The following is a 23,234-nucleotide window of genomic DNA, read 5'->3' on the forward strand; positions in this document are numbered from 1 at the left end:
ACACAAAACAAGAACCAAGGCGGCAGCGTGTCAAACCGATCTGTGACCCTTCTCTGGCTCAGGCGCGATTTGCGGCTGACCGATCATCCTGCGCTTTGCGCGGCGGTTGCACGCAAGGGCGCCGTGATCCCTGTCTTTATCCATGATGATAGCGTGGCCGGTTTGGGGGCAGCCCCCAAATGGCGGCTTGGCCTTGGGCTTGGGGCGATCAGCAAGGCGCTTGAGACAAAGGGCAGCAAGCTGATCCTGCGGCGCGGGCCTGCGCTTGAGGTGCTACGTGACCTGATCCGCGAGACCGGCGCAGGTGCGGTGTTCTGGTCGCGCCTTTACGATCCGCAAGCGCAGGCGCGTGACAGCACCGTCAAGGATGCGTTGCGGCAGGACGGAACCGATGCGCGCAGCTTTTGCGGCCACCTGATGTTCGAACCCTGGACGGTAGAGACCAAAACCGGCGGTTTCTACCGCGTCTACACACCGATGTGGAACGCGGTGAAGGGGCGCGATGTCGAAACTCCGCTGACGGCGCCAACGCGAATTCCGCCCCCCCAGACATGGCCCGCCTCTGACAGGCTGGAAGACTGGCAACTCGGGGCCGCGATGAACCGGGGGGCAGCGGTTGTGCGACCGCATGTCAGGCTGGGAGAGCAGGCAGCACAAGAGCGCCTGGGTGCTTTTATCGACACTTGGATCGCGCGCTATGACAGGACCCGCGACCAGCCGCATGTGGCGGGCACTTCGCTTTTGTCGGAAAACCTGGCTCTGGGCGAGATCAGCCCGCACCAGTGCTGGCACGCCGGACAGCGGGCCTTGGCCGAGGGCAAACCGGGGGCCGAGACCTTCCTCAAGGAACTGGTCTGGCGTGAATTTGCCTATCACCTGATGTATCACACACCGCATCTGCTGGACAGCAACTGGAAACCCGACTGGGATCGCTTCGGCTGGAACGAGGATGAGGGCCATCCCCATGTTGTCGCATGGAAACAGGGGCGCACTGGAATCCAGTTTGTCGATGCCGCCATGCGCGAGATGTATGTGACCGGACGGATGCATAACCGTGGCCGGATGATCGTGGCCTCCTACTTGACCAAGCATTTGCTAACGCATTGGAGGATCGGCCAGAAATGGTTCGAGGACTGCCTGATTGACTGGGATCCCGCATCCAATGCAATGGGTTGGCAATGGGCGGCGGGGTCGGGGCCGGACGCGGCCCCTTATTTCCGCGTGTTCAATCCAGTGACACAACTCGACAAATTCGATCCAAAGCGCGATTATGTAGCGCAATGGATCGCCGAGGGGCGCAAGAATCCCTCGGAGACTGCGATGGCGTATTTTGACGCGATGCCAAGGCATTGGGGGCTGTCGGCGGATGATACCTATCCCGCGCCGGTCGTCGCTGCGGATAAGGGGCGCAAGGCAGCGCTTGAAGCCTATGAAAATCGCGGGTTCTAGGGTGATTTTTTCTGTGCAAACGGAAACTTGGGCGCTACGTCCCGCGTGTATAATAAGAATAACCGCCCAACGGAGATGCGGATGATCCTGACAAGCACCGAGAACCAGACCAACCTGCCGCGTTATTTCGCGCGCGGCTTTGCCGTGGCGCAGCGCCTGAACAAGGGGCGGTTGGATATCGTATTGCCGGACGGGCGGATATTCCGCGCCGAGGGCAAGAACCCCGGTCCGGTAGGAGAGTTGCATATCCACAATCCCGATTGCTTCGGTCGCCTCATCCGCGAGGGGGATCTTGGTTTCACCGATGCCTATCTCGACGGCTGGTGGAGCACACCTGACCTGATGGCCTTCATGGATGTCATGCATGCCGAGAACGACGAGATCTTTGACGGCTATCCCGGCATGGTCTTTGTCCGGGCTTTCGAAAAGCTGCGCCATTTCCTGCGCTCGAACACCAAAAAGCAGGCGCGCAAGAATATCAGCCACCATTATGATCTGGGCAACGACTTCTACAGTCTGTGGCTGGATGACACGATGACCTATTCCAGCGCCAAGTTCGAGACCGGACAGGAAAGTCTGGAAAAGGCGCAGATCGCCAAATATGCCTCGATGGTTGACCAAATGGGCGCGCAGGCAGGGGATCATATTCTAGAAATCGGCTGCGGCTGGGGTGGTTTTGCCGAATATGCCGCCAAGGAACGCGGGTTGCGGGTGACTTGCCTCACCATTTCGCAGGAGCAGTTTAACTATGCCGTGGACCGCATTGAAAAGGCAGGTCTTTCAGGAATGGTCGATTTCAAGCTACAGGATTACCGCGACGAGAAGGGCATCTATGACGGGATCGCCAGTATCGAGATGTTCGAGGCAGTGGGCGAGAAATACTGGCCCGTCTATTTCGACACGGTGCGCGAGCGGTTACGCCCCGGCAAGACGGCGACGCTACAGATCATCACGATCCACGAAAAGCGTTTTGAAATATACCGTAACGGCGTGGACTTCATCCAGAAATATATCTTTCCAGGGGGCATGCTGCCCTCGCGTTCGGCCCTTATGAAGGAAATCGACCGTGCTGGCCTGACCTATTCCCGCTCGGTCGAATTCGGCGAAAGCTACAGCCAGACCTTGCGCCGCTGGTATGACACGTTCAACGAGAAATGGGATCAAGTGTCCGAACTTGGCTTTGACGATCGTTTCCGCCGGATGTGGAATTTCTATCTGACGTCTTGCGCTGCGACCTTCCATAGCGGAAATTGTGATGTAACGCAGATCACAGTCACAAGGCCCGGATAGATGCTGACAGCCCCTCGACTTGTTGCCGCCATTGTTCTGGCTGTCGTGGGGTATCTGGCGTCCGACCTGATCAAACCGCTCCTGCCGGAGGATAAGGATTTCGGGTATTTCTCCTTTGTGAATGCCGCACTGGGGGCTGCTACGGGATGGATCGTGATTGGCAAAAGGGTCGGGCGCGGTATCTCGCCCGCCATTGGTCACGGATTTACCGCTGCGGCCGCGCTGATCTTCTGGGGCTTGTTCGTGCAATCGGGCAACGAAATGCTGCGCCTTGCCTTGCGCCGGCGCTTCGATGGCCCGCTTGAGGCGCTGACCGACATGTTACGTATCGGGCTTGAATTCGCGGTCACGATGTCGACCGTTCCGGTCTTGGGGACGTTGTTTCTTGGCGGAGTCGTCGCCGCCATTCTGGCCGAGTTCGCGTCACGGCATTGGCGCTGATCAGATGACCGCGCTTTTTGTCTACGGCACGCTGCGGCATGTGCCATTGCTCGAGGTGGTTCTGGGACATCCAGTAAAGGCTTCGCAACAACAGGCGGCAAGCCTGCAAGACCATCAGGTCCTCTGGGCTGAGGGGCAAGCCTTTCCCGTTCTGCAACCTGCGCTGCAACAGCAGGCCGCAGGTGTGCTCTTGTCCGGTCTTGATGCGCAGGACATGGCACGGCTTGATTATTACGAGGGCGGTTTCGGCTACCATCTGGCCCCTGTCTTGGTGCAGACAGCCCAAGGGCCTTGCGCGGCACAGGTCTGGTTTCCCGATGCAGGTCTTTGGCAAACCGGCGCGCCTTGGGATCTGGCAGAGTGGCAACAGCGTTGGAGTGCGATCAACATGGCCGCCGCGTCCGAAATGATGGATTTTTTCGGGCGCTTTCCGGCACAGGTGATTGCCCGCATGTATCCGATGATCATGGCGCGCGCCGCATCGCGAGTGGCCGCAGGGCAGGCGGGTCTGCCAGCCGATCCAGCACTTCCACAAAGCGGGCTGACACGTGACGATGTCACGAGCAAACGGCTGGACCGCCCCTATGCCGATTTTTTTGCGGTTGAAGAGCATCACCTGCACTTTCGCCGGTTCGAGGGCGGGCAGAGCCCCGTCGTCAAACGCGCGGTCTTTGTGGCCTCTGATGCGGCGATTCTGTTGCCCTATGATCCGCTGCGCGACCGCGTATTGGTGATCGAGCAGTTCCGCGCCGGTCCCTACGCGCGCGGCGATCTGGTGCCCTGGCCGCTGGAACCTGTTGCAGGCCGTGTCGATCCCGGAGAGACACCACAAGACGCCGCCATGCGCGAGGCGCAGGAAGAGGCGGGCCTGACCATCCGCCATTTGGAACGCATCAGCACCAACTATCCCTCGCCCGGATCGACAGCGGAGTATTTTCACATCTTTGTCGGGATCTGTGATCTGCCCGACCGCAGCGACGATCTGGGGGGCGTTGCCTCCGAAGACGAGGATATCCGCAGTCATATCCTGCCATATGCGCAGTTTCTGGACCTGCTGGACCGTGATCTTCTGACGGTGGGACCGTTGATTTTGGCGGGTCACTGGCTTGCGCGCAACCGTGCCCGCCTGCGCGCCACACCTTGAGTTTCTGCCGCCGGATGCCTACTAGGTATCTGGTGAGTATCTGGGGCGGCATGACGCTCGTTCGATCTGGAATACGGGAGACAGGCAATGCGGATAGCACAGGATCTGGCAGATGCGGTGGGCAAGACACCATTGATCCGGCTGAAAGCTGCCAGCGAGGCCACAGGATGCGAGATTCTGGGCAAGGCAGAGTTCATGAATCCCGGCCAGTCGGTCAAGGATCGCGCCGCACTCTACATCATCAAGGATGCCGTGGCGCGTGGCTTACTCAAGCCCGGCGGCACGATTGTTGAGGGCACGGCAGGCAATACCGGCATCGGTCTGGCGCTGGTGGGGGCCTCGATGGGTTTCAAGACCGTCATCGTGATTCCCGAGACCCAAAGTCAGGAAAAAAAGGATATGATCCGCTTGGCGGGCGCACAACTGGTTGAAGTGCCCGCAGCGCCCTACAAGAACCCCAACAATTATGTCCGCTATTCCGGTCGTCTGGCCGAGGCGCTGGCCAAGACAGACCCCAATGGGGTGATCTGGGCCAACCAGTTCGACAATACCGCCAACCGTCAGGCCCATATCGAAACCACCGGCCCCGAGATCTGGGAGCAGACAGGCGGCAAGGTTGATGGCTTTATCTGCGCGGTCGGATCAGGTGGCACGCTGGCGGGGGTCGGCATGGCCCTGCAGCCCAAAGGCGTCAAGATCGGTCTGGCCGATCCCGATGGTGCGGCGCTGCATGCCTTCTACACCACCGGAGAGTTGAAATCCTCGGGCGAGTCCATCACGGAAGGGATCGGGCAGGGGCGTATTACCGCGAACCTTGAAGGCTTCACCCCCGATTTCAGCTATAACATCCCCGACGCAGAGGCGCTGCCGCTGGTCTTTGATCTGCTGGCGGATGAGGGTCTGTGTCTGGGTGGATCTTCCGGGGTCAATATTGCGGGGGCCGTCCGTATGGCCCGCGAGATGGGGCCAGGCCATACGATCGTGACGATCCTTTGCGACTATGGCACGCGCTATCAGTCCAAGCTGTTCAATCCCGAATTCCTGCTAGAAAAGAAGCTGCCCGTCCCTGACTGGCTGACGGAGGTCGGACGCGTGGTGCCGTCCGTATTCGAAGAGGCATGATTCCGAAAGCGTCCCGCGTGTCTGGAAGATTCTCCTGCCGGATTTTGCCGGTCTTCTTTGCGTGGTTGGCTGTGCTCTGCCTGGCTGCTGCGTTGCCAGAACTGGCGCAAGCCCAGACAGATACATCATCTTCCCAGGCCGAGGATACTGCCGCAGGTCCGGATTACGGTGTGTGGGAGGATACGGCGGAACGCGCCGAAGCAGCGATTGAATCCCAACGCGCCTCGACACCGGTTCTGGAGGATTTGCGCGCCGAGATCGTCGGCTGGCGCGAGTCGTTTCTGTCGGCGCAATCCATCAATGCGCCGCGTATCGCGACCCTGCGAACACAGATCGACGCCTTGGGACCGGTGCCCGAAAACGGGAGCGAACCTGAGGACATCGCCGCGCGCAGAGCTGAACTGACCGAGCAACTGGCCCGTTTGCGCGCCCCCGTTCTGGCCGCAGAAGAGGCCCATACACGTGCAAGCGGTATCGTTGCCGAGATTGACCGCATCATCCGTGAACGCCAGACCGACGCCTTGCTGACCCGTAGCCACACCCCGCTTAATCTGGCGCTCTGGCCGCGGGCGGCGCAGGAACTGGCGGTCGCGGGCGGCATGATCTCGACGGAAACGGCAGAGGCGTGGGCCGATCCGGCACAACGCGAGGCCACGCTTGAAAACCTGCCGGTCACGCTGGTGCTGACCGCGATCGGTCTTGTCCTGATCCTGCGGGGCCGCCGTTGGGCCAACAGGCTGGGGGGACGTCTTTATGACCGTTGGAGCCGTGGCAAGGATGTCTGGGGCTTCCTGATATCCCTGACACAGGTTGCCATACCGCTTGCGGGTATTTTCGTACTGACCGAGGCGATTTTCGCCACCGGACTTGTAGGTCTGACGGGCGCCGAAATCGTCGAGGTCTTTCCGGTCTGGGGCGGTATCCTGCTGGGGGCCCGTTGGCTGGCCGGACGTCTGTTTCCGGCCCGCTTGTCCGAACCACCCCTTGCAGTCCAGCCCGAACGCCGCGCTGAAGCGCGCTATTACAGCACGGCAATGGCCTTTCTGATCGTCGCACAGGGCTTTATCGGATTGCTCAGCCAGATCGCGGATCTGAGCGACGAAACGCTTGTAATCGTCAGCTTTCCGGTCATCTTGCTGACCGCTCTTGTGCTCTACCGCCTGGGACAGTTTCTGACAGGCCAGATGGCCATCCAGAATGATGACACCACCATTCCCAGTTACCGTGATCGCGCAGTAAGGCTTCTGTCCAAGGGGGCAATGCTGGTTGCGGTCGTGGCATCTGTTGCTGCGGCGATCGGCTATACTGCGGCAGCCAAGGGCCTCATCTACCCCTATGTGCTGACACTTGCGATGCTCAGCGTCGTGCTGATCCTGCAAAAGCTGGTCAGCGACACCTATGCTTTTGTGACCCACGCGCCAGACGGTCAGACCGACGCGCTGATCCCTGTGCTGATCGGTTTCCTTCTGACAGTATTGGCACTGCCTGTGCTGGCGCTGATCTGGGGCGCGCGCATTGCCGATCTGACCGAGGTCTGGGCGCGTTTCCGCGAGGGGTTCAGCATCGGTGGTTCACGGATTTCACCGACCGATTTTCTGGCCTTTGTGCTGATTTTCACGATTGGCTATGCCCTCACGCGCGTCGTGCAGGGGGCTTTGCGGACATCCGTTCTGCCCAAGACCAAAATTGACCCCGGCGGTCAGAATGCCATCGTGGTGGGGCTGGGCTATGTCGGTATCTTTGTGGCCGCCTTGGTCGCCATCACCAGCGCGGGGATTGATCTGTCCTCGATCGCCATTGTCGCCGGTGCGCTTTCTGTGGGCATCGGTTTCGGCCTGCAAACCATCGTGTCGAACTTTGTCTCGGGAATCATCCTTCTGATCGAGCGCCCCATTTCCGAGGGTGACTGGATCGAGGTTGGTGGCCAGCAGGGTTATGTGCGCGATATTTCGGTCCGTTCGACGCGGATTGAAACGTTCGACCGGACAGATGTGATCGTGCCGAATGCCGATCTGGTCAGCGGTACGGTTACCAATTTCACGCGCGGCAATACCGTGGGCCGCGTGATCGTGCGTGTCGGCGTGGCTTATGGCACCGACACGCGCCGCGTCGAAACCATCCTGCGGGAGATTGCCGAGGCGCAACCGATGGTGCTGGCACAACCGGCACCGGGCATCGTGTTTCAGGGGTTTGGTGCGGATTCACTCGATTTCGAAATCCGCGCCATTCTGCGCGATGTGAACTGGATGCTCTCGGTCAAGTCCGAGATCAATCACCAGATCGCCAAGCGTTTCGCCGAGGAGGGGATCGAGATTCCCTTTGCCCAGCGCGACATATGGATACGCAATCCCGAAGCCCTGCGCGGCGAAGAGACCCCCGCCAAGATGCCCGTTGCAGCGACAATGACGGACAGGCGGGAAGGGCAGGCGGCACCGCACAAAGACAAGATCACGCCACCATCCGACACGATACGCGATGCCGAGATGGACGATGCCGGAGACAACTCCGGCGGCGAGGGAGATAAATAAAATGACAGAACCACTGTTCCGCACCGATGCCTATCTCAGGCAGTGCGAGGGACGCGTGCTGGCCTATACCGACACCGGCGGGCTGATCCTTGACCGGAGCATCTTCTATCCGCATGGCGGTGGACAGCCCGGCGACAGCGGCAAGCTGGTCTGGGAGGGCGGCGAGATAGTGCTGGCCGATACGCGCAAGGGCGAAGGCGACCGGATCGTATTGATGCCGGCAGGTGCTGAACCGGCCTTGGCAATGCCGCCCTTGGGCGCGCTGGTGCAGACCGACCTCGACTGGGATCGCCGCCACCGCCACATGCGCGTGCATACCGCGCTGCATCTTCTATCCGTCGTGATCCCCTTGCCGGTCACAGGCGGCTCGATCAGCGCCGACAAGGGACGGCTGGATTTCGACATGCCCGATGCACCCGATGACCGCGATGACCTTGAAGCCGAGTTGAACGAGCTGATCGCCCGCGATCTGGCCGTGACGGATGAATGGATCACGGATGCCGCCCTTGAGGCCAATCCCGGTCTGGTCAAAACCATGTCGGTGATGCCGCCGATGGGGTCGGGCCATGTGCGCCTTGTGCGGATCGGGCGGGGCGGGGATCAGGTCGATCTGCAACCCTGCGGCGGCACCCACGTCGCCCGCACCGCCGAAATCGGCCGTGTCAGCCTTGGCAAGTTCGAGAAAAAAGGCCGCCAGAACCGGCGGGTAACCCTGTTGCTGGATAGCTGACGGCGGCACAGCACCGGACCGGTCGCCCGCGCAGTTGACCGCGCGGGCCTATTCCCCTGCTGCGGCTGAACGGCTTTCACCCTGCGCGGGGCTATGAGGCATCGTATCCGTGGCCCCGGGTTCTTCCATCCCGCGCGGAAAATCGGGCAGATCGCTTTCGGTATCGGGCAGACCCTCGCGCGAAAGCAGCACCGCTACACCGCGCAATTCGGGAATATGGCTACAGATAATCATGATCGCCACCATGATCGGTACCGACAGGAACATCCCCGGTATGCCCCAGACAGCCGCCCAGAAGGCAAGGTTGATGATGATCCCGAATGACGAGAGCCGCAGTGCATGGCCCATCAGCATCGGGTCGATGACATTGCCGTTCAGAAACTGGATCGTCGTGACCGCGATGAAGATAGCCAGCGTCAGCGACGGGTCTTCAAGCTGCACAAAGGCGATCAGCGACACGACAATCGTGGCCAGTATCGAACCGATATTGGGAATATAGTTCAACACGAAGGTCAGAATGCCCATTGCGACAGCCAGTTCCAGCGAGAACAGCTTGCAAACGCCGAACACCATCACCCCCGTCACGATACTCACGGCGGTCTTGACCAGAAGGTAATAGTTCACGCGGTGGATGATCGAGGCGATGATGCGCCCGACTTGCTGCGCCTGTTGCTCGTCACGAAAGAAATTCGTCATCTTGGTGTCAAACCAGATACGCTCTGCGAACAAGAAACCGACAAACAGGATCACCAGGACGGTAGCCTGCAACAGATTGCCCGCCTGTCCGGCGAGCTGGCGCAGATAGCCAGAAATATCGGCTGTCCGGACAGTATTCAGGATCGAGGCTTCGATATCTTCGCCCAGCCACGAGAAAAGCGCCGCAATCGCGAAGGGCGCGCGCTCGGTGTAGGCGAGTGCTGTGGACAGCACAGTGTTGACCTGGCTCAGGATGATAGATGTCAGCGTCAGCAGCGCCGCCGAGATCAGCAGCAGCGCCGCGATACTGGCCAGCCAGTTGGGAATGCGGAACGGCCCGACCCTGATCCGCGCGATCGAGTTGATCGCATCCGAGGTCAGGCTGAACAGCACGATCGCCGTGGCCAGCGACACCAGCAGGAATTGCGCCTGCACCAGCAGGAATAATACGACTGCAAAGGCAATGATGATCAGCGCCGTCGTCTGTATTCGCGAATACTGGATGGTCTCGCTACGCATCAGCGGGCTGTCTTCGGAACCCGAAGGTTCGGCGCGCGGTTGATGCGCCTCGGAAGAGGATAGCTTTATGTGCATGCGTGGCATTGGCCTCGTGATCATCTGTACGACAGGTTTCACCCTGCATGAGAGACATATGGTGCGAAACAGCGCTTTTCCATGACTATGTGGCATCCTGTAGCAAGACTCAACGCCCAGCAGGATGCCTGTGCCGGATTGCATGGCCGGACAGGTGAAATCTGTTCAAAGCGGCAGCATTCGGGGTCTTGCATTCATCGGTCAGGTAAGGATAGAAGGCCAGCTAACGGAGAGGTGGCCGAGTGGTCGAAGGCGCACGCCTGGAAAGTGTGTAGGCGGGAGACCGTCTCCAGGGTTCGAATCCCTGTCTCTCCGCCAGAATTCCTTTTGATTGCGTTGTGCGGGTGCAGCTTGGCCGGATTGCCTTGGTGTAGGCGGGCGGGTGCTAGACCTGCTGCGCCCTTGGGGTTTTGCAATGGAGTTTGTTCGTTTGACAAAGAACGTTGCCAGCATGAGCTAAAGCCGTCCGGAACGGTTGCGCCGGACACGGTAACGGCGAATAGAAACCCGTGTCTATGCCTGTTTGGGATAGCCTCGTCAGGGTGTCAGGCGGTTTTCCCGGCAAGTCAACGGCATCGGTTGCGACGCGCTCTGCTGTGATCCCGAAATAGGCATAAAGCCTGTCTGCGTGGTCCGATGCACCGAGACTGTCATGCCGAAAAAGGCGTCATCCTCGCGCGGTGTTGGTGGAAGGCGATCATCATATCGGATACTGCCTGCTGCGATCAGGTGCGTGCTGCCAGACCTGACAGGTTGATCTGGGTCTTTTTCAGTCCGCTCGTCATTTCCATGCCTGTGGCCCATACGATGCTGGGCGCGCTTCTTTAGCACCGAACAACCGGCCAGATCCTCGGGCCGGTTTCTGACTTATTATCACGGGAATTATCCGCGACGGCGGCGGCCCCCGCCTGTGCGACCGCCACGGCTTCCATCGCCCTCGACTGCGGGAGGGCGGTTGAATCTGATCCAGTCGCCGCCCGAAGGATCGTTGTTCATCAGGAAATTCGCGGCACGGATTGCTTCCATCTCGGAGCCTGCGCGCGTTTTGGTCGAACCAAGGCCCGATAACTGGCAGAAAAGCTCCAGATCCATATCGTCGGGCACGATGATTCCAGCCGCAGCCAGTGCCAGTTTCTTTTCTTCGATTTTGGACATCGGCACCGGCAGAGCAATCGGGTTCATGATCGCGGATGTCATGCCCGCTGTGATCGCCATCGGCAAAAAGGCGTTGTTGATGCCGTGACGGTTGGGCAGGCCGAAGCTGATGTTGGACGCGCCACAAGTCGTGTTGACACCCAGTTCCTCGCGCAGACGACGGACCAGTGCGAAAACCTGTAGCCCTGCCGTTCCCATCGCGCCGATCGGCATCACCAGCGGATCAACAACAATATCATGCGCGGGAATGCCGAAATCGGCGGCGCGCTGCACAATCTTTTTGGCCACCTCGAAACGCACATCGGGGTCTTCCGAAATGCCTGTGTCATCGTTCGAGATCGCCACGACCGGCACATTATACTTTTTGACCAGAGGCAGCACGAATTCCAGCCGCTCTTCCTCGCCTGTGACCGAATTCAGCAGCGGACGGCCTTCGGTGACCTTCAGCCCTTCTTCAAGCGCGGCAGGCACCGAGCTGTCAATGCAGAGAGGCACATCCACCAGACCCTGCACCAGTTCCAGCATTTTCCGCATCAGGGGCGGCTCGGTCTCGTTCGGGTTGGGGTTGGAGTTGTAGACAACGCCCGCATTGATATCCAGAACCGTAGCCCCTGCCGCAACCTGCGCCAGCGCGTCCTTTTCGACGGTCGAAAAATCGCCCGCCTCAAGCTCGGCTGCCAGCTTCTTGCGGCCCGTGGGGTTGATCCGCTCGCCGATCACGCAGAACGGCTGGTCAAAGCCGATGATTGCGGTCTTGGTCTTGGATTCAATGATCGTGCGGGTCATGGTTTATCCTTGGGTCTGTGCGGCGGGCACACCAGAGCGCCCGCCATGTTGAATGGCCCAGTTGGCGTTGGTCGAGATGCCGCCAAGCGGGAAAAAATGGACATGTTCGATGTTGAAATCGGGGTTCGCGGCCTTGTGCGCTGCAAGATCTCCCAAAACGTCGTTCGGTTCATAGGGCAACAGCAGCTTGGTTACATCCATCGCCCGTTTTTGCAACACTTTCAGCGACGGGCCAACACCGCAGGCGATGGCGAACTTGATCAGGGTTTGCAGCTTGGCAGGTCCTGCAATGCCGATATGGATGGGCAGATCAATGCCTTCGGCGCGCAGACGGTCGGCCCATGCGATGATCGGCTTGGCGTCAAAGGCGAATTGCGTCGCAATCGCCATTTTTGCATTCGTGCGCTTGGCAAAGGCCTGTTTCCAGCGCAGCGCCTCCATCACGATCCGGTCGCCACCTTCTCTGTCGATATCGCGATTGCCCTCGGGATGGCCTGCGACATGAAGACGGGAGAACCCGTCGAAAAGCCCCGTATCCAGCAATTGCATCGAGCTGTCGAAATCGCCAGCGGGGGTGCTGACACCACCGCCCAGAACCAGCGCCTGATCGACATCCGCTTCGCCTTTGTAACGGGCGATCCAGTCGGCCAGTGTGGCCCGGTCCTTGATGATACGTGCCGGAAAATGCGGCATCACAGAATAACCGTCACGCGCCAGACGGCGGGCGGTTGCGACCATGTCCTCGATCGGGGTGCCGTCGATATGGGCGATGTAGACGCGTGTGCCTTGGGGCAGAAGTGCACGGAAATCCTCGACTTTCTCGGCAGTGCGCGGCATCACCTCGATCGAGTAACCCTGCAGAAAATCGGCAATCTGTGCCGCGCTGGGGCTGTCATGCCGACTGGAGCCGTCATCACGTTTACGAAAATTCAACAAAGCCATCGCAGCCTCCCATAGGCGCGGCGTGGTCGTGCCCATCAGGCAGCGGCCCATCCGTTATTGGCGATCAGGGCTTTGATACGGTCCTGATCATATTCTGCCTCAAGCCTTGCGGCCTCAAGCTCGGCGATTTCCAAGGGCGATGCGCCCTCGACCGGATAGGGATCGGACTTGCGCCATTCGGCCAGATAGTCATCCGTGCCGGCCGCGCCGGTCTTCATGGCAGCGCGGTCAATGGCCTGCTCGAAGCGCTCGGCCAGTTGCCGCTTTGCCCCTGTGCGCCCACGACCAACAATGACCTGTGCCGGTATATCGCGCCAGTAAACGATGGTCACATCGGGCATTGCATGATTCCCCTTGTTCGGTTCGCCCTGTCTACTGCGTCCCGTTTGCGACAAAGGGGCGATTTTCGACAGATGGGCCGCGCCTTGCGACCTCTGCATGATCTACACCGGAAGCGTTGCATGGCACCACAGGCAGGGATCGGAAAAATCCTAAAGATCATCTTGAACGATCCGTGAGGCTTGCGCGCAAGCTGCGATCCCACTACCTTGGTTCCAACTCGAATGGAGGGCGTATCCAATGACGCCCAAGCGTCCCGAAGGTGCGGGCGCGTTCCCGAAAGCGGTCGAAAGCCCCGCGCCAATACCGCCCGATACAACGCAGCTTTATGCCGCGCTGGATCTGGGCACGAATAGTTGCCGCATGCTGATTGCCCAACCCAAGGGCAACCAGTTCCATGTGGTCGACAGTTTTTCGAAATCGGTCCAGCTTGGGGCCGGTTTGGAAGGCTCGGGCCTGCTGAGCCGCGCCTCGATGGCGCGAACCATTCAGGCTATGCGGATCTGCCAGCAAAAATTGAAGCGTCACAAGGTCAAGCGCATGCGCCTTGTCGCGACCGAAGCTTGCAGGCGTGCCCGCAATGCCGGCGAGTTCATCAAACAGGTCAAGCGCGAGACCGGGCTTGAATTGGAGATCATCCAGACCGAAGAAGAAGCGCGGCTGGCGGTCATTTCCTGCGCGCCGTTGGTGTCGACCAAGACCGAACAGTTGCTGGTCGTCGATATCGGCGGCGGATCGACCGAGCTTGTCTGGATTGATCTGTCCTCGGTCCCGCACCGTGAACGCCCGCGCGCGATCATGCGGCTGCATGCCGGTTTCCACCCGCCCGAAAGCCCCTTTCCAGCGGCCAAGGTGGTTGACTGGATCTCCGTCCCGCTGGGCGTGGCAACGCTGCGCGACCAGTTCAGCGATGTCGAGGATGATGCCGCGCGTTTCGCGCTAATGAGCTGGTATTTCGAGGAAAACCTTGCCGAATTTGCCCCTTACAAGGACGAGCAGCAGCGTGAGGGGTTCCAGATCGTAGGCACATCGGGCACAGTCACGACCGTCGCGGCCAGCCATCTGGGACTGAAACGATACGACCGGACCAAGGTGGACGGGCTGCGAATGACCTCGGACCAGATCGACAAGGTCATCCGCAACTATCTGAACCTTGGCCCGCTGGGGCGCAGGCGCGATCCGCGCATTGGCACGGACCGGCAGGCGCTGATCATGTCGGGGGCGGCGATCCTGCAAGCCTTGCTGCGGTTGTGGCCGACAGACCGTCTGTCCGTCGCGGATCGGGGCCTGCGCGAGGGGCTGCTTTACGCGCAGATGAGCGCGGACGGGGTGCTCGAGGATGGGCCATTCTGACCCTTTCGCCGGTCACGCATGGCGCAGGGCTGTGATTTTGAGTATTGAGGGCAAGATGAAGGGGCGGATGCGCCTGTTTCTGGAGTGGCGATGAGCGACAAGAAGAAAACACCCGGCCAGAAGGCGCCGGGGAAGAACAAGCCGGCAGGTGCTGCCAAGGCGACATCGGGGCGTGGCCAGCGTGACCTGACGATCAAGGTCAAGACCGCGCGGGGCCGCAAGTTGAGCTCGACGCTCTGGCTGCAGCGGCAATTGAACGATCCCTATGTGAAACGCGCCAAGGCGGACGGATTTCGCGGGCGCGCAGCCTACAAGATTCTGGAACTGGACGATAAGTTCCGCTTTCTGGTGCCCGGCGCGCGGGTTGTCGATCTGGGCTGCGCGCCCGGCGGTTGGTGTCAGGTGGCGGTCACGCGCGTCAATGCCTTGGGCGAGAAACAGGGCAAGCGCGTTGGCACCATCCTGGGCGTCGATCTGCAAGAGGTTGAACCGATTGCGGGTTGCGAAATCCACCAGCTTGATTTTCTGGAAGACGATGCCGACGAGAAGGTTAAAACATGGCTGGGCGGTCGCGCCGATGTCGTGATGTCGGATATGGCGGCATCTGCATCCGGTCACAAGCAGACCGACCATTTGCGGATCATCGCGCTATGTGAGGCGGCGGCCTATTTCGCCTTTGATGTGTTGGAGGAAGGCGGCACATTCGTGGCCAAGGTTCTGGCAGGCGGCGCCGAGGGCGAGTTGCAAAAGCTGCTCAAGCTGCGGTTCAAGAAGGTGGTCAACGTAAAGCCCGCCGCGTCTCGCGCCGATAGTTCCGAGAAATTCGTCGTCGCTACCGGTTTCAAACGCGAACAGGACGACGATCAGGACAGTGACGGGTTGCGGATGTCATCCGAAGCCGGTTGAGGCTCGAACGAGGCGCCGAGGCTGGACGGTGTCGGCATGGGCGGACGGTCTTGTGACAGGCTTTGCAGGTGCAGACGCTGCAAGGCACGCTCGGCAAGGGATTGCTGGCGGATCATTTCGAACAAACGGGCATGGCGCGCGGCATCCTTGCACAGCACGTCGCCTTTCGGCGCATCATGGGTTTTCAAAGCCCTTTTGCCGAGATGTCGCATCACTTTTGGTCCCTTGCAGGGGTGTCAAACGCCGGTTCTGACCTGTCACTAGGCCTGAAATCCGGTTTTTTTAGCGCAAGAGCCGCGCTTTTCCGTGGCGACACCCATTTTGACCGAATCTTGCCGATAGCCCTTCAATTTCCTTGCCGCGCTTGCCTGTCCCCGCCAATGCTCCCACAGTCGGCGCGGCACTGCGTGAAATGGTGTCGGTGATTTGGGGAAAGACACATCTATGGACGGTGAAGAACCGATGCCGCTTCTGCGGCCCGGCCAGACCTGCTGGCGTGTCGCACAGGCAGAGCGGTTGGCCGTGATCGTGGATGCGGCGGATTACTTCGCTCATGTCCGTGAAGCGATTCTGAACGCGCGTCACAGTGTTTTCCTGATCGGTTGGGATTTCGACACCCGTATTCCGTTGCAACGCCCCTCTCATGATGCCCCCCACCCCAACAAGCTGGGCAAATTCCTGTCATGGGTGATCGACAAACGTCCGGATCTGCGGATCTATGTGTTGCGCTGGGATCTGGGCGCGCTGAACGGAATTGCACGCGGCTCGACCTCTTTGGTGATGCTGGACTGGATGACCGACAAGCGTATTCGTTTCCGGCTGGACAGCGCCCATCCCGCAGGTTCGGCGCATCACCAGAAGATCATCGTGATTGATGACGTGATGGCCTTTTGTGGCGGGATCGACATGACGGCAGACCGCTGGGATACGCGGGCGCATCTGGATGATGACCCGCTGCGCGAGAGGCCGACGACCAAGCGCAAATATGGACCGTGGCATGATGTATCGACCGCTGTCGATGGTGAGGCCGCGCAGGCCTTGGGTGAACTGGCCCGCGAACGCTGGTTCCGTGCCACAGGCGAGGACATCGCGCCGCCGCCGCCCTTGTCGGGGATCTGGCCGAAAGGATTGAAGCCCAACCTGCGCGATATGCAGGTGGCCCTGTCCCGCACCGCCCCGCAATATGAAACCCGCGAGGGCATCTACGAGATCGAGGCACTCTATCTTGACGCCATTGCAGCGGCGCAGCGCTGCATCTATATCGAAAGCCAGTATTTCGCATCGCGCAAACTGGTCAAGGCGCTGACGGCCCGTCTGCGCGAGGATGACAGCCCCGAAATCATAGTCATCAACCCTGAATCCGCCGATGGATGGCTGGAAGAGGCCGTGATGGGGGCATCGCGGGCCAAGATGCTGGACATGATCCGCAAGGCGGACCACCGGAACCGCTTTCGGATGTTCAATCCTGTCACGGCCAAACGCCGTGCGATCTATGTGCATGCCAAGGTGATGATCGTCGATGACCGATTCCTCAAGGTCGGCTCGTCCAACCTCAATAACCGGTCAATGGGCTTTGACACCGAATGCGATCTGTCGGTCGAGGTGTGTGTGACCGATGCGAACGCTGCGGCTAAATCCCGAACCATTCTTGATTTGCGTCACGATCTGCTGGCTGAACATCTGGGCGTCGAGATCGACGCGGTGGAACGGGCAATCGAAGCGGCAGATGGGTCCGTGATCGGCGGGATTGAGAGTCTTTTGTCAGATGGCAGATCGCTGGTTGAATTCGTACCGCCCGCTATCAGCGAGGCGCAGGATTCCATGCTGGCCGAAAACAGCCTGCTGGACCCCGAACGCCCTTCGGGACGCAGGAAAGGGGCAAAGCGGCTCTTGCGCCGGATCAGGCGGTTTCTGCGGTTGTGAGTAGACGGCGCGCTGCCGCCGACCTGCTGCCATCATGCAGGATTGAGGCTTGATGCAAGGCAGGAAATCCATCACTTCTTCTGACATGTCACCAAAAGCATCGCGTCCGCCCCATCCCCGTTTGCGTATCCGCATCGTCTTTGGCGAGGACGAGATGATCGGTCCCGGCAAGGCCGAGCTGCTGGAGCGGATTGACCGTTGTGGCTCGATCGCTGCGGCAGGGCGCGAGATGGGGATGAGCTACAAGCGCGCATGGCAGTTGATCGGCATGCTGAACGCGATGTTCCGTGATCCGCTGGTGGACAGCACAAGAGGCGGTCCGGGAGGTGGCGGGGCGGTTCTGACCCAAGCCGGTCGCGAGGCGCTGGCCCTCTACCGCGCGTTCGAGGAGGACGTAACGGAGGCCGGGGCCAAACGACTGGATGCGATGCAGGGCATGTTGAGGGATATATCGGAACGGAAATAACGCTTGCCACCGTTGACGCGGCAATGCGATATGTTCGCTGGACCATAAGGAAGGGGACGCTACATGCTGTGGAGCAGAAATGCGCTTGCAGGCGCTGTTTTCCTCATGGTTTCGGTGTTCTTTCCGTCTTTGGCTCCGGCGAAAACCGGCCCTGTCATCGCTGCGGCCTCAAGCATGCAATTCGCGTTGGCCGATATCGCTGCGGTATTCACGCGCGAAACCGGTCAAAATCTGCGCTTCTCTTTCGGATCGTCCGGCAACTTTGCCCGTCAGATCCGCAGCGGTGCCCCCTTTGAACTGTTTATCGCCGCGGATGAGGACATTATCCTTGATCTGCACCGTGACGGGTTTGTGGAAGATGAGGGCGATGTCTATGCCGTGGGCCGTCTGGTCCTTGTTGCTCCGCATGGTTCACCGCTTGCGCCCGATCGTGGTCTTGACGGTGTGGCGGCTATGCTTGAGGCGGGGCAGATCAGCCGCTTTGCCATCGCAAATCCCGATCACGCGCCCTACGGTATCCGCGCGCGCCAGGCACTTGAGGCGCGCGACATTTGGAAGGCGCTGCAACCCTTTCTGGTTCTGGGGGAAAACGTCACGCAAGCGGCCCAGTTTGCCCTGTCCGGCAACGCCGAGGGCGGTCTGACCGCCTATTCCCTGATGCTTTCCGCCGATATCGCACCCCGCGGCACCTATGCGCTGATCCCCGAGACAGCGCATGGCCCCTTGCGCCAGCGCATGGTTCTGTTGCCCGATGCCAGCAATACGGCCATCGCCTTTCGCGATTTTATGTACGGTGACGCGGCGCGGGCAATCCTGAAAACCTACGGCTTTGCCTTGCCGGAAGGCTATTGACCGATGGATTGGACGGCCCTCTGGCTATCGCTGCAACTGGCGGGATGGACGGTAGTGATCCTGCTGCCGGTGTCGATCCTGATGGGGCGCGTTCTGGCATATCGGAAGTTTGCCGGAAAAGGGCTGGTCGAGGCGCTGGTCATGTTGCCGCTTGTGTTGCCGCCCACGGTATTCGGTTTCTACCTGCTGGTCTCCTTCGGGGCTGCATCACCTGTCGGGCAATTCTGGCAGACCATGTTCGGCGAACCGCTTGTGTTCAGCTTCGAGGGTCTGGTGCTGGCCAGCGTGATCTTCAATCTGCCCTTCGCGATCCAGCCCGCGCAACGCGGCTTTGAATCGGTTCCGGTCGAGGTGCGCGAGGCTGCCGCCTGTTGCGGCATGTCCCCGTCGCGCAGTCTGTGGACTGTGGAACTGCCCCTTGCCTGGCCAGGGCTGTTAACGGCGATGGTGCTGACCTTCGCGCACACGCTGGGCGAATTCGGTATCGTTCTGATGGTCGGCGGTTCCATACCCGGCGAGACCAAGACCATCGCCATTGCCATCTATGATCGTGTGCAGGGCTTTGACGACAGCGGGGCCGCGATCATGTCTGCGGTTCTGGTGGCGATTTCGCTGGTCACGATCACACTGACCTACTGGCTTTCCGCCCGCGTCGGCAGGCGTTTGGGATGAAAGTGCAACGGAAATGACGCTCGATGTGATTGTGCAAGCGCAGGGGCCGATCCCGCTGGACATCGCCTTTCAGGTGGAACCGGGCGAGTTGCTGGCGCTGGTCGGTCCTTCCGGATCGGGCAAGACGACAATGCTGCGAACCATCGCGGGGCTTTGGCAACCCGACAAGGCACGGATCGCGGTGCAGGGGCAACTCTGGCTGGACAGCGCGACGGGTTTCTCTCTGCCGGTCCATCGCCGCCGTGTCGGTGTTGTCTTCCAGAACTACGCGCTGTTTCCCCATATGACCGCAGTACAGAACGTGGCCGCCGCGATCGACCATCTGCAAGGTGCCGCGCGCAAGGTCGAGGCATTGCGCCTGCTGGAACTGGTCAATCTGCACGGGCTGGAAGGGCGCAAGCCGGCGGAACTGTCTGGGGGGCAGCAACAGCGCGTCGCCGTGGCCCGCGCCTTGGCCCGGCGCCCCGATGCCCTGCTGCTGGACGAGCCTTTCTCGGCGGTGGACCGCGCCACGCGCGACAGGCTCTATACCGAGATCATCGCTTTGCGCGCCCATCTGGCAATGCCGGTGGTTCTGGTGACACATGACATGAACGAGGCGCAGCTATTGGCGGACCGTCTGGTGGTGATCGCTGGCGGGGGCATGGTGGCCGCAGGACCGACCGGCACAGTGATGGCCGATCCCAGGGCCCTGCATGCCATGGGCATCCGCGAGGCCGCCGCCATGCTGGGTGCCGTAGTCAAGGGCCATGATGCGGATGGCATGACCGCATTGCACACAAGCGCAGGCCCGCTATGGCTGCCGCGGCTTGATGTGGTCCCTGGCACCCGTGTGCGGGTACGGATCATGGCGCATGAGGTGATCCTGTCCCGCGCCCGCCCCGAAGGGCTGTCGGCCCAGAACATTCTTGTAGGCAGGGTGGTCGAACTGCTGGCCGGCGATGGCCCAGCCATGATGGTGCGGTTGGCCCTTGGCGAGGATGTCATCCTTGCCCGCATCACCCGCCGCGCCGCGCAACAACTGGCCCTCGAACCGGGCGACCAGGTACACGCGATCCTGAAATCCATGTCCGTCGCCCGCGATCATATCGCTGCAGATACGCAACCCTAAGGCCATCGCGCAGCTACAGACGTTTCCATTGCGTCAAGAAATTCTGGCGGAGAGACAGGGATTCGAGCCGTCACAGGCTGCGATAAAAACTTTATAAAAACTGTTATTTACCGCAACTCATGATTGTCTACTTTTCAAATATGTGTAGCAATATGTGGAGCACTGCTTGACGGCCACGATGGGCCATCGTCGATGGAGAAAGCGTATGACCGGATTGGTGAAGCGTGGCAAGACTTGGCATCTGCGGATGCGTGTCCCGAAAAGATTCGCAGAGGTAGAACCCCGCAAAGAAGTGCACCGCAGTCTGGAAACCGATAGCTTGCGTCGTGCGCAGGAACTGCTGCCGGCCGTCAAGGCCGGGATCATTTCCGAGTTGGAGGATCGCCTGACTGTGCGTCAGGGCGGCGGTGAAGTCCTGGCGGCGCAAGCAGCGGCAAGGGTCGCTATGGCGAGGGGCTTTGCTTATCGACCGGCGGCTGACATCGTGCAGGCGCCTCTGGGTGATCTGCTGGCCCGTGTTGAGGCCTTGCAGCCCCAGGACGGCGTGGAGGTGGCACAGGCGCTCTTGGGAGGGGGGAAGTCTGTGTCTGTGATGTTGTCCGATCTCGTGGAAACGGTCGAACAGTTTGCCACGCACGAAAACAGGTTCAAGAATGACAACCAGATGCGCCTTTGGCGCAATCCCCGGAAGCGCGCGGTGGCCAACCTGATTGCGGTCCTTGGCGGAGACAGGGAAGTGCGCGAGGTCGATCACGCGGCATCCCTCCAGCACAGGGTCTGGTGGAACAAGCGCATCATTTCCGAGGGGCAATCCATCGAAACTGCCAACAAGGATTTTGCCAATATGGCCGGGATGCTGCGACGGTTCTACGAAAGCATCGGGCGGCCCAACCCTCCTGAGCCCTATCGCAAAGTATTCATCAAGGACCGGCACAAGCGGGACGAGCGCAAGCTGGAGATTCCTGTCAAGTGGATCGTTGAAAAATGGTTTGCACCGGGCGCGTTGGATACTCTCAATGACGAAGCGCGAGACATCTTGCTGATCTCGATCGAGACGGGATGCAGACAGTCCGAGATCTACGATTTGCCGGCGTCAGCCTTCGTTCTGGATCATGAGATCCCGCACCTGAGTATCAAGCTCGAAGAGGGCGACGATAGGCGCGAGGTGAAGAACCCTGCGGCTGTGCGCCTCGTGCCTCTCGTCGGCGTTGCACTGGCAGCAGCCAGGCGGCATCCGAACGGGTTTGCTCGATATCGTGGCAAGAGCAGCTATTCTGCGGCAGTCAATAAGACTCTGCGGAGTCACGAACTTCTACCGTCCGACCGGCACACCATCGGAGGTGTGCGCCACACCTGGGAGTCACGGATGGTGCAACATGTATAACCGCCCCTTGCGCAAGAGCAATCTTCAGAGCTTATTTTAGCGCGTCATCGGGTGCGGACATGTATCCGGCCTCATGATGCGGCGTTCCAGATGCCGCGGGCCCGTATGGTGTTCGAAGGTCGGGTCCAGATCAAAGCCGCGTGCTCGATGGCACTCTGTTGCACACTGGTTCTCCCGATCCCGTCTCACGACTGTTGCGCCAAACTTCTCCTTGCCCTCTTACGCTCCGACGTCCTCGCGACCTACAGCGGGCTTATGCCGCCGGGGTCGGAGACTGATAAACGCCACCGCGGGCCATCAGGGCCCAGACGATCCGCGCCATCTTGTTAGCCAGCGCCACCCGCACCAGCATTGGTGGCTTGCGTGACAGCATCCCGCCCAGCCATGTGCCTGGCTGGGCCGCAGCATGGGTGTGCCGTTTGATGATGACGCTGTTAGCGCCGATGATCAGGAGCCGCCGCAGGGACCGTTCGCCCATCTTCGTCGTGGCTCCGAGCCGCTGTTTGCCGCCAGTGGAATGTTGTCGTGGCGTAAGCCCGAGCCAGGCCGCAAAATCCCGAGCCTTGCGGAAAGTCTCGGGCGGCGGCGCAAGGGTCGCTATGGCCGTGGCGATCAGCGGGCCGATGCCCGGAACCGTCATCAGACGCCGCGCCAATTCGTTTTCTCTGGCACGACGGGCGATCTCAGTATCGAGCTTGCCGATCTCTGCCTCCAACTGCGCCAGTGCCGCGACCAGAACCTTGAGTGTAGGGATGGCGTCAGAGGGCAGATCGCATTCTGGATCTTCGATGATTGCAATCAACTTCGTCGCGTTGGCCGCCCCTTGTGGCACGACCTGTCCGAACTCGCTCAAATGCCCTCGAAGTGCATTGATGGCCTGGGTCCGCTGCCGGATCAGAAGCTCGCGCACCCGAAACACCATAGCCGCGCCCTGCGTCTCTTCGCTCTTCACAGGCACGAACCGCATCGTCGGGCGCAGTGCAGCCTCACAGATCGCTTCGGCATCGGCCGCATCGTTTTTCTGACGCTTCACGAAGGGCTTCACATAGGCGGGCGGGATGAGCCTCACCTTATGTCCAAGCTTGCCGATTTCCCGGCCCCAGAAATGGGCGCCACCACAGGCTTCCATCGCAACGACGCAGCACGGTAGCCGTCCGAAAAACTCAAGAACCTGATCCCGTCGCAGCTTCTTGCGAAGCACCGCTTTCCCAGACCCATCTGCCCCGTGGGCTTGGAACACATTCTTCGCCAGGTCGAGCCCGACCGTGATAATCTCCGACATGACCGTCCTCCTTTGTGGATCATCGCAAACCCACCTTGGCACATTGATGCCGTCGGGGGGCGGTCACAT

Annotated in this window: 21 protein-coding genes and 1 tRNA gene; 16 read left to right on the forward strand and 6 right to left on the reverse strand. The window is 60.3% G+C overall.

Going from position 1 to position 23,234, the window contains the following annotated elements; translation table 11 throughout:
- The first annotated feature begins 27 nt into the window (after positions 1-27).
- The 7 genes from K7H22_RS01745 (at position 28) to K7H22_RS01775 (ending at position 8,704) form a co-directional block, all read left to right on the forward strand.
- Positions 28-1,449 (forward strand): cryptochrome/photolyase family protein, encoded by a 1,422-nt coding sequence (locus tag K7H22_RS01745; protein ID WP_230798908.1) that lies wholly within the window; start codon positions 28-30, stop codon positions 1,447-1,449.
- Between the two features lie 81 nt (positions 1,450-1,530).
- On the forward strand, positions 1,531-2,739 hold the full coding sequence (locus tag K7H22_RS01750) for an SAM-dependent methyltransferase (RefSeq protein ID WP_230798910.1): 1,209 nt from the start codon (positions 1,531-1,533) through the stop codon (positions 2,737-2,739).
- Positions 2,740-3,180 carry a TrgA family protein gene (locus tag K7H22_RS01755; RefSeq protein ID WP_230798912.1) on the forward strand — a complete coding sequence of 147 codons (441 nt, stop codon included), beginning with the start codon at positions 2,740-2,742 and terminating at the stop codon, positions 3,178-3,180.
- Between the two features lie 4 nt (positions 3,181-3,184).
- Positions 3,185-4,324 (forward strand): NUDIX domain-containing protein, encoded by a 1,140-nt coding sequence (locus K7H22_RS01760; RefSeq protein WP_230798914.1) that lies wholly within the window; start codon positions 3,185-3,187, stop codon positions 4,322-4,324.
- 87 nt (positions 4,325-4,411) lie between these two features.
- Positions 4,412-5,446 (forward strand): cysteine synthase A, encoded by a 1,035-nt coding sequence (locus K7H22_RS01765; protein WP_230798915.1) that lies wholly within the window; start codon positions 4,412-4,414, stop codon positions 5,444-5,446.
- The gene (locus K7H22_RS01770) at positions 5,443-7,974 is read left to right on the forward strand and encodes a DUF3772 domain-containing protein (protein WP_419248131.1); all 2,532 of its coding nucleotides are present in this window, start codon (positions 5,443-5,445) and stop codon (positions 7,972-7,974) included. Before K7H22_RS01765 ends, K7H22_RS01770 begins: the two co-directional genes overlap by 4 nt.
- Before the next feature lies 1 nt (position 7,975).
- Positions 7,976-8,704 (forward strand): alanyl-tRNA editing protein, encoded by a 729-nt coding sequence (locus K7H22_RS01775; RefSeq protein ID WP_230798919.1) that lies wholly within the window; start codon positions 7,976-7,978, stop codon positions 8,702-8,704.
- Between the two features lie 48 nt (positions 8,705-8,752).
- Here the strand turns inward: K7H22_RS01775 and K7H22_RS01780 are convergent, their stop codons facing one another.
- Positions 8,753-9,919, reverse strand: a complete 1,167-nt coding sequence (locus K7H22_RS01780) for an AI-2E family transporter (protein ID WP_230798974.1) — start codon at positions 9,917-9,919, stop codon at positions 8,753-8,755.
- A 303-nt stretch (positions 9,920-10,222) separates the two neighbouring features.
- Between K7H22_RS01780 and K7H22_RS01785 the strand changes: the two genes are divergently transcribed.
- Positions 10,223-10,312 (forward strand) — tRNA-Ser (locus K7H22_RS01785).
- Positions 10,313-10,876: 564 nt separating this feature from the next.
- Here K7H22_RS01785 and K7H22_RS01790 read toward each other — a convergent pair.
- The 3 genes from K7H22_RS01790 to K7H22_RS01800 are packed head-to-tail and all read right to left on the reverse strand — an operon-like array spanning position 10,877 to position 13,218.
- Positions 10,877-11,935, reverse strand: coding sequence for a methyltetrahydrofolate cobalamin methyltransferase (locus K7H22_RS01790; RefSeq protein ID WP_230798920.1), 1,059 nt, complete (start codon positions 11,933-11,935; stop codon positions 10,877-10,879).
- 3 nt (positions 11,936-11,938) lie between these two features.
- Entirely contained in the window at positions 11,939-12,877 is a 939-nt protein-coding gene (locus tag K7H22_RS01795) for a methylenetetrahydrofolate reductase (RefSeq protein ID WP_230798921.1), read from the reverse strand.
- Positions 12,878-12,912: 35 nt separating this feature from the next.
- Positions 12,913-13,218: a virulence factor gene (locus K7H22_RS01800; RefSeq protein WP_230798923.1), complete on the reverse strand. Its 306-nt coding sequence runs from the start codon at positions 13,216-13,218 to the stop codon at positions 12,913-12,915.
- A gap of 238 nt (positions 13,219-13,456) precedes the next feature.
- Here K7H22_RS01800 and K7H22_RS01805 point away from each other — a divergent pair, with 238 nt between their 5' ends.
- Positions 13,457-14,569 carry a Ppx/GppA phosphatase family protein gene (locus tag K7H22_RS01805; RefSeq protein ID WP_230798925.1) on the forward strand — a complete coding sequence of 371 codons (1,113 nt, stop codon included), beginning with the start codon at positions 13,457-13,459 and terminating at the stop codon, positions 14,567-14,569.
- A 90-nt stretch (positions 14,570-14,659) separates the two neighbouring features.
- Positions 14,660-15,475, forward strand: coding sequence for an RlmE family RNA methyltransferase (locus K7H22_RS01810; RefSeq protein ID WP_230798927.1), 816 nt, complete (start codon positions 14,660-14,662; stop codon positions 15,473-15,475).
- Here the strand turns inward: K7H22_RS01810 and K7H22_RS01815 are convergent.
- Positions 15,433-15,687 (reverse strand): hypothetical protein, encoded by a 255-nt coding sequence (locus K7H22_RS01815; RefSeq protein WP_230798938.1) that lies wholly within the window; start codon positions 15,685-15,687, stop codon positions 15,433-15,435. The two genes, K7H22_RS01810 and K7H22_RS01815, sit on opposite strands and share 43 nt — an antisense overlap.
- 232 nt (positions 15,688-15,919) lie before the next feature.
- Here K7H22_RS01815 and K7H22_RS01820 point away from each other — a divergent pair, with 232 nt between their 5' ends.
- The 6 genes from K7H22_RS01820 to K7H22_RS01845 all read left to right on the forward strand — a co-directional run bounded on the left by K7H22_RS01820 (position 15,920) and on the right by K7H22_RS01845 (position 21,883).
- Positions 15,920-17,398 (forward strand): phospholipase D-like domain-containing protein, encoded by a 1,479-nt coding sequence (locus tag K7H22_RS01820; protein ID WP_230798939.1) that lies wholly within the window; start codon positions 15,920-15,922, stop codon positions 17,396-17,398.
- A gap of 52 nt (positions 17,399-17,450) precedes the next feature.
- Positions 17,451-17,864 (forward strand): winged helix-turn-helix domain-containing protein, encoded by a 414-nt coding sequence (locus tag K7H22_RS01825; protein WP_419248132.1) that lies wholly within the window; start codon positions 17,451-17,453, stop codon positions 17,862-17,864.
- A gap of 63 nt (positions 17,865-17,927) precedes the next feature.
- Positions 17,928-18,716, forward strand: a complete 789-nt coding sequence (gene modA, locus K7H22_RS01830) for a molybdate ABC transporter substrate-binding protein (protein WP_230798941.1) — start codon at positions 17,928-17,930, stop codon at positions 18,714-18,716.
- Between the two features lie 3 nt (positions 18,717-18,719).
- Positions 18,720-19,388 (forward strand): molybdate ABC transporter permease subunit, encoded by a 669-nt coding sequence (modB, locus tag K7H22_RS01835; RefSeq protein ID WP_230798943.1) that lies wholly within the window; start codon positions 18,720-18,722, stop codon positions 19,386-19,388.
- A gap of 13 nt (positions 19,389-19,401) precedes the next feature.
- Positions 19,402-20,499, forward strand: a complete 1,098-nt coding sequence (modC, locus tag K7H22_RS01840) for a molybdenum ABC transporter ATP-binding protein (protein WP_230798944.1) — start codon at positions 19,402-19,404, stop codon at positions 20,497-20,499.
- 205 nt (positions 20,500-20,704) lie between these two features.
- Entirely contained in the window at positions 20,705-21,883 is a 1,179-nt protein-coding gene (locus K7H22_RS01845; protein WP_230798946.1) for a DUF6538 domain-containing protein, read from the forward strand.
- A gap of 253 nt (positions 21,884-22,136) precedes the next feature.
- Here the strand turns inward: K7H22_RS01845 and K7H22_RS01850 are convergent, their stop codons facing one another.
- The gene (locus K7H22_RS01850; protein WP_230798948.1) at positions 22,137-23,165 is read right to left on the reverse strand and encodes an IS110 family transposase; all 1,029 of its coding nucleotides are present in this window, start codon (positions 23,163-23,165) and stop codon (positions 22,137-22,139) included.
- Positions 23,166-23,234: the final 69 nt, after the last annotated feature.

It is taken from the genome of Seohaeicola saemankumensis, assembly GCF_021021435.1.
Taxonomy (GTDB): domain Bacteria; phylum Pseudomonadota; class Alphaproteobacteria; order Rhodobacterales; family Rhodobacteraceae; genus Seohaeicola.

Coding starts and splice junctions, on each gene's coding strand:
- K7H22_RS01750 (WP_230798910.1), top strand. CDS start 1,531: ATGATCCTGACAAGCACCGAGAACCAGACCAACCTGCCGCGTTATTTC.
- K7H22_RS01755 (WP_230798912.1), top strand. CDS start 2,740: ATGCTGACAGCCCCTCGACTTGTTGCCGCCATTGTTCTGGCTGTCGTG.
- K7H22_RS01760 (WP_230798914.1), top strand. CDS start 3,185: ATGACCGCGCTTTTTGTCTACGGCACGCTGCGGCATGTGCCATTGCTC.
- K7H22_RS01765 (WP_230798915.1), top strand. CDS start 4,412: ATGCGGATAGCACAGGATCTGGCAGATGCGGTGGGCAAGACACCATTG.
- K7H22_RS01770 (WP_419248131.1), top strand. CDS start 5,443: ATGATTCCGAAAGCGTCCCGCGTGTCTGGAAGATTCTCCTGCCGGATT.
- K7H22_RS01775 (WP_230798919.1), top strand. CDS start 7,976: ATGACAGAACCACTGTTCCGCACCGATGCCTATCTCAGGCAGTGCGAG.
- K7H22_RS01780 (WP_230798974.1), bottom strand. CDS start 9,919: ATGCGTAGCGAGACCATCCAGTATTCGCGAATACAGACGACGGCGCTG.
- K7H22_RS01790 (WP_230798920.1), bottom strand. CDS start 11,935: ATGACCCGCACGATCATTGAATCCAAGACCAAGACCGCAATCATCGGC.
- K7H22_RS01795 (WP_230798921.1), bottom strand. CDS start 12,877: ATGGCTTTGTTGAATTTTCGTAAACGTGATGACGGCTCCAGTCGGCAT.
- K7H22_RS01800 (WP_230798923.1), bottom strand. CDS start 13,218: ATGCCCGATGTGACCATCGTTTACTGGCGCGATATACCGGCACAGGTC.
- K7H22_RS01805 (WP_230798925.1), top strand. CDS start 13,457: ATGACGCCCAAGCGTCCCGAAGGTGCGGGCGCGTTCCCGAAAGCGGTC.
- K7H22_RS01810 (WP_230798927.1), top strand. CDS start 14,660: ATGAGCGACAAGAAGAAAACACCCGGCCAGAAGGCGCCGGGGAAGAAC.
- K7H22_RS01815 (WP_230798938.1), bottom strand. CDS start 15,687: ATGCGACATCTCGGCAAAAGGGCTTTGAAAACCCATGATGCGCCGAAA.
- K7H22_RS01820 (WP_230798939.1), top strand. CDS start 15,920: ATGGACGGTGAAGAACCGATGCCGCTTCTGCGGCCCGGCCAGACCTGC.
- K7H22_RS01825 (WP_419248132.1), top strand. CDS start 17,451: ATGCAAGGCAGGAAATCCATCACTTCTTCTGACATGTCACCAAAAGCA.
- modA (WP_230798941.1), top strand. CDS start 17,928: ATGCTGTGGAGCAGAAATGCGCTTGCAGGCGCTGTTTTCCTCATGGTT.
- modB (WP_230798943.1), top strand. CDS start 18,720: ATGGATTGGACGGCCCTCTGGCTATCGCTGCAACTGGCGGGATGGACG.
- modC (WP_230798944.1), top strand. CDS start 19,402: ATGACGCTCGATGTGATTGTGCAAGCGCAGGGGCCGATCCCGCTGGAC.
- K7H22_RS01845 (WP_230798946.1), top strand. CDS start 20,705: ATGACCGGATTGGTGAAGCGTGGCAAGACTTGGCATCTGCGGATGCGT.
- K7H22_RS01850 (WP_230798948.1), bottom strand. CDS start 23,165: ATGTCGGAGATTATCACGGTCGGGCTCGACCTGGCGAAGAATGTGTTC.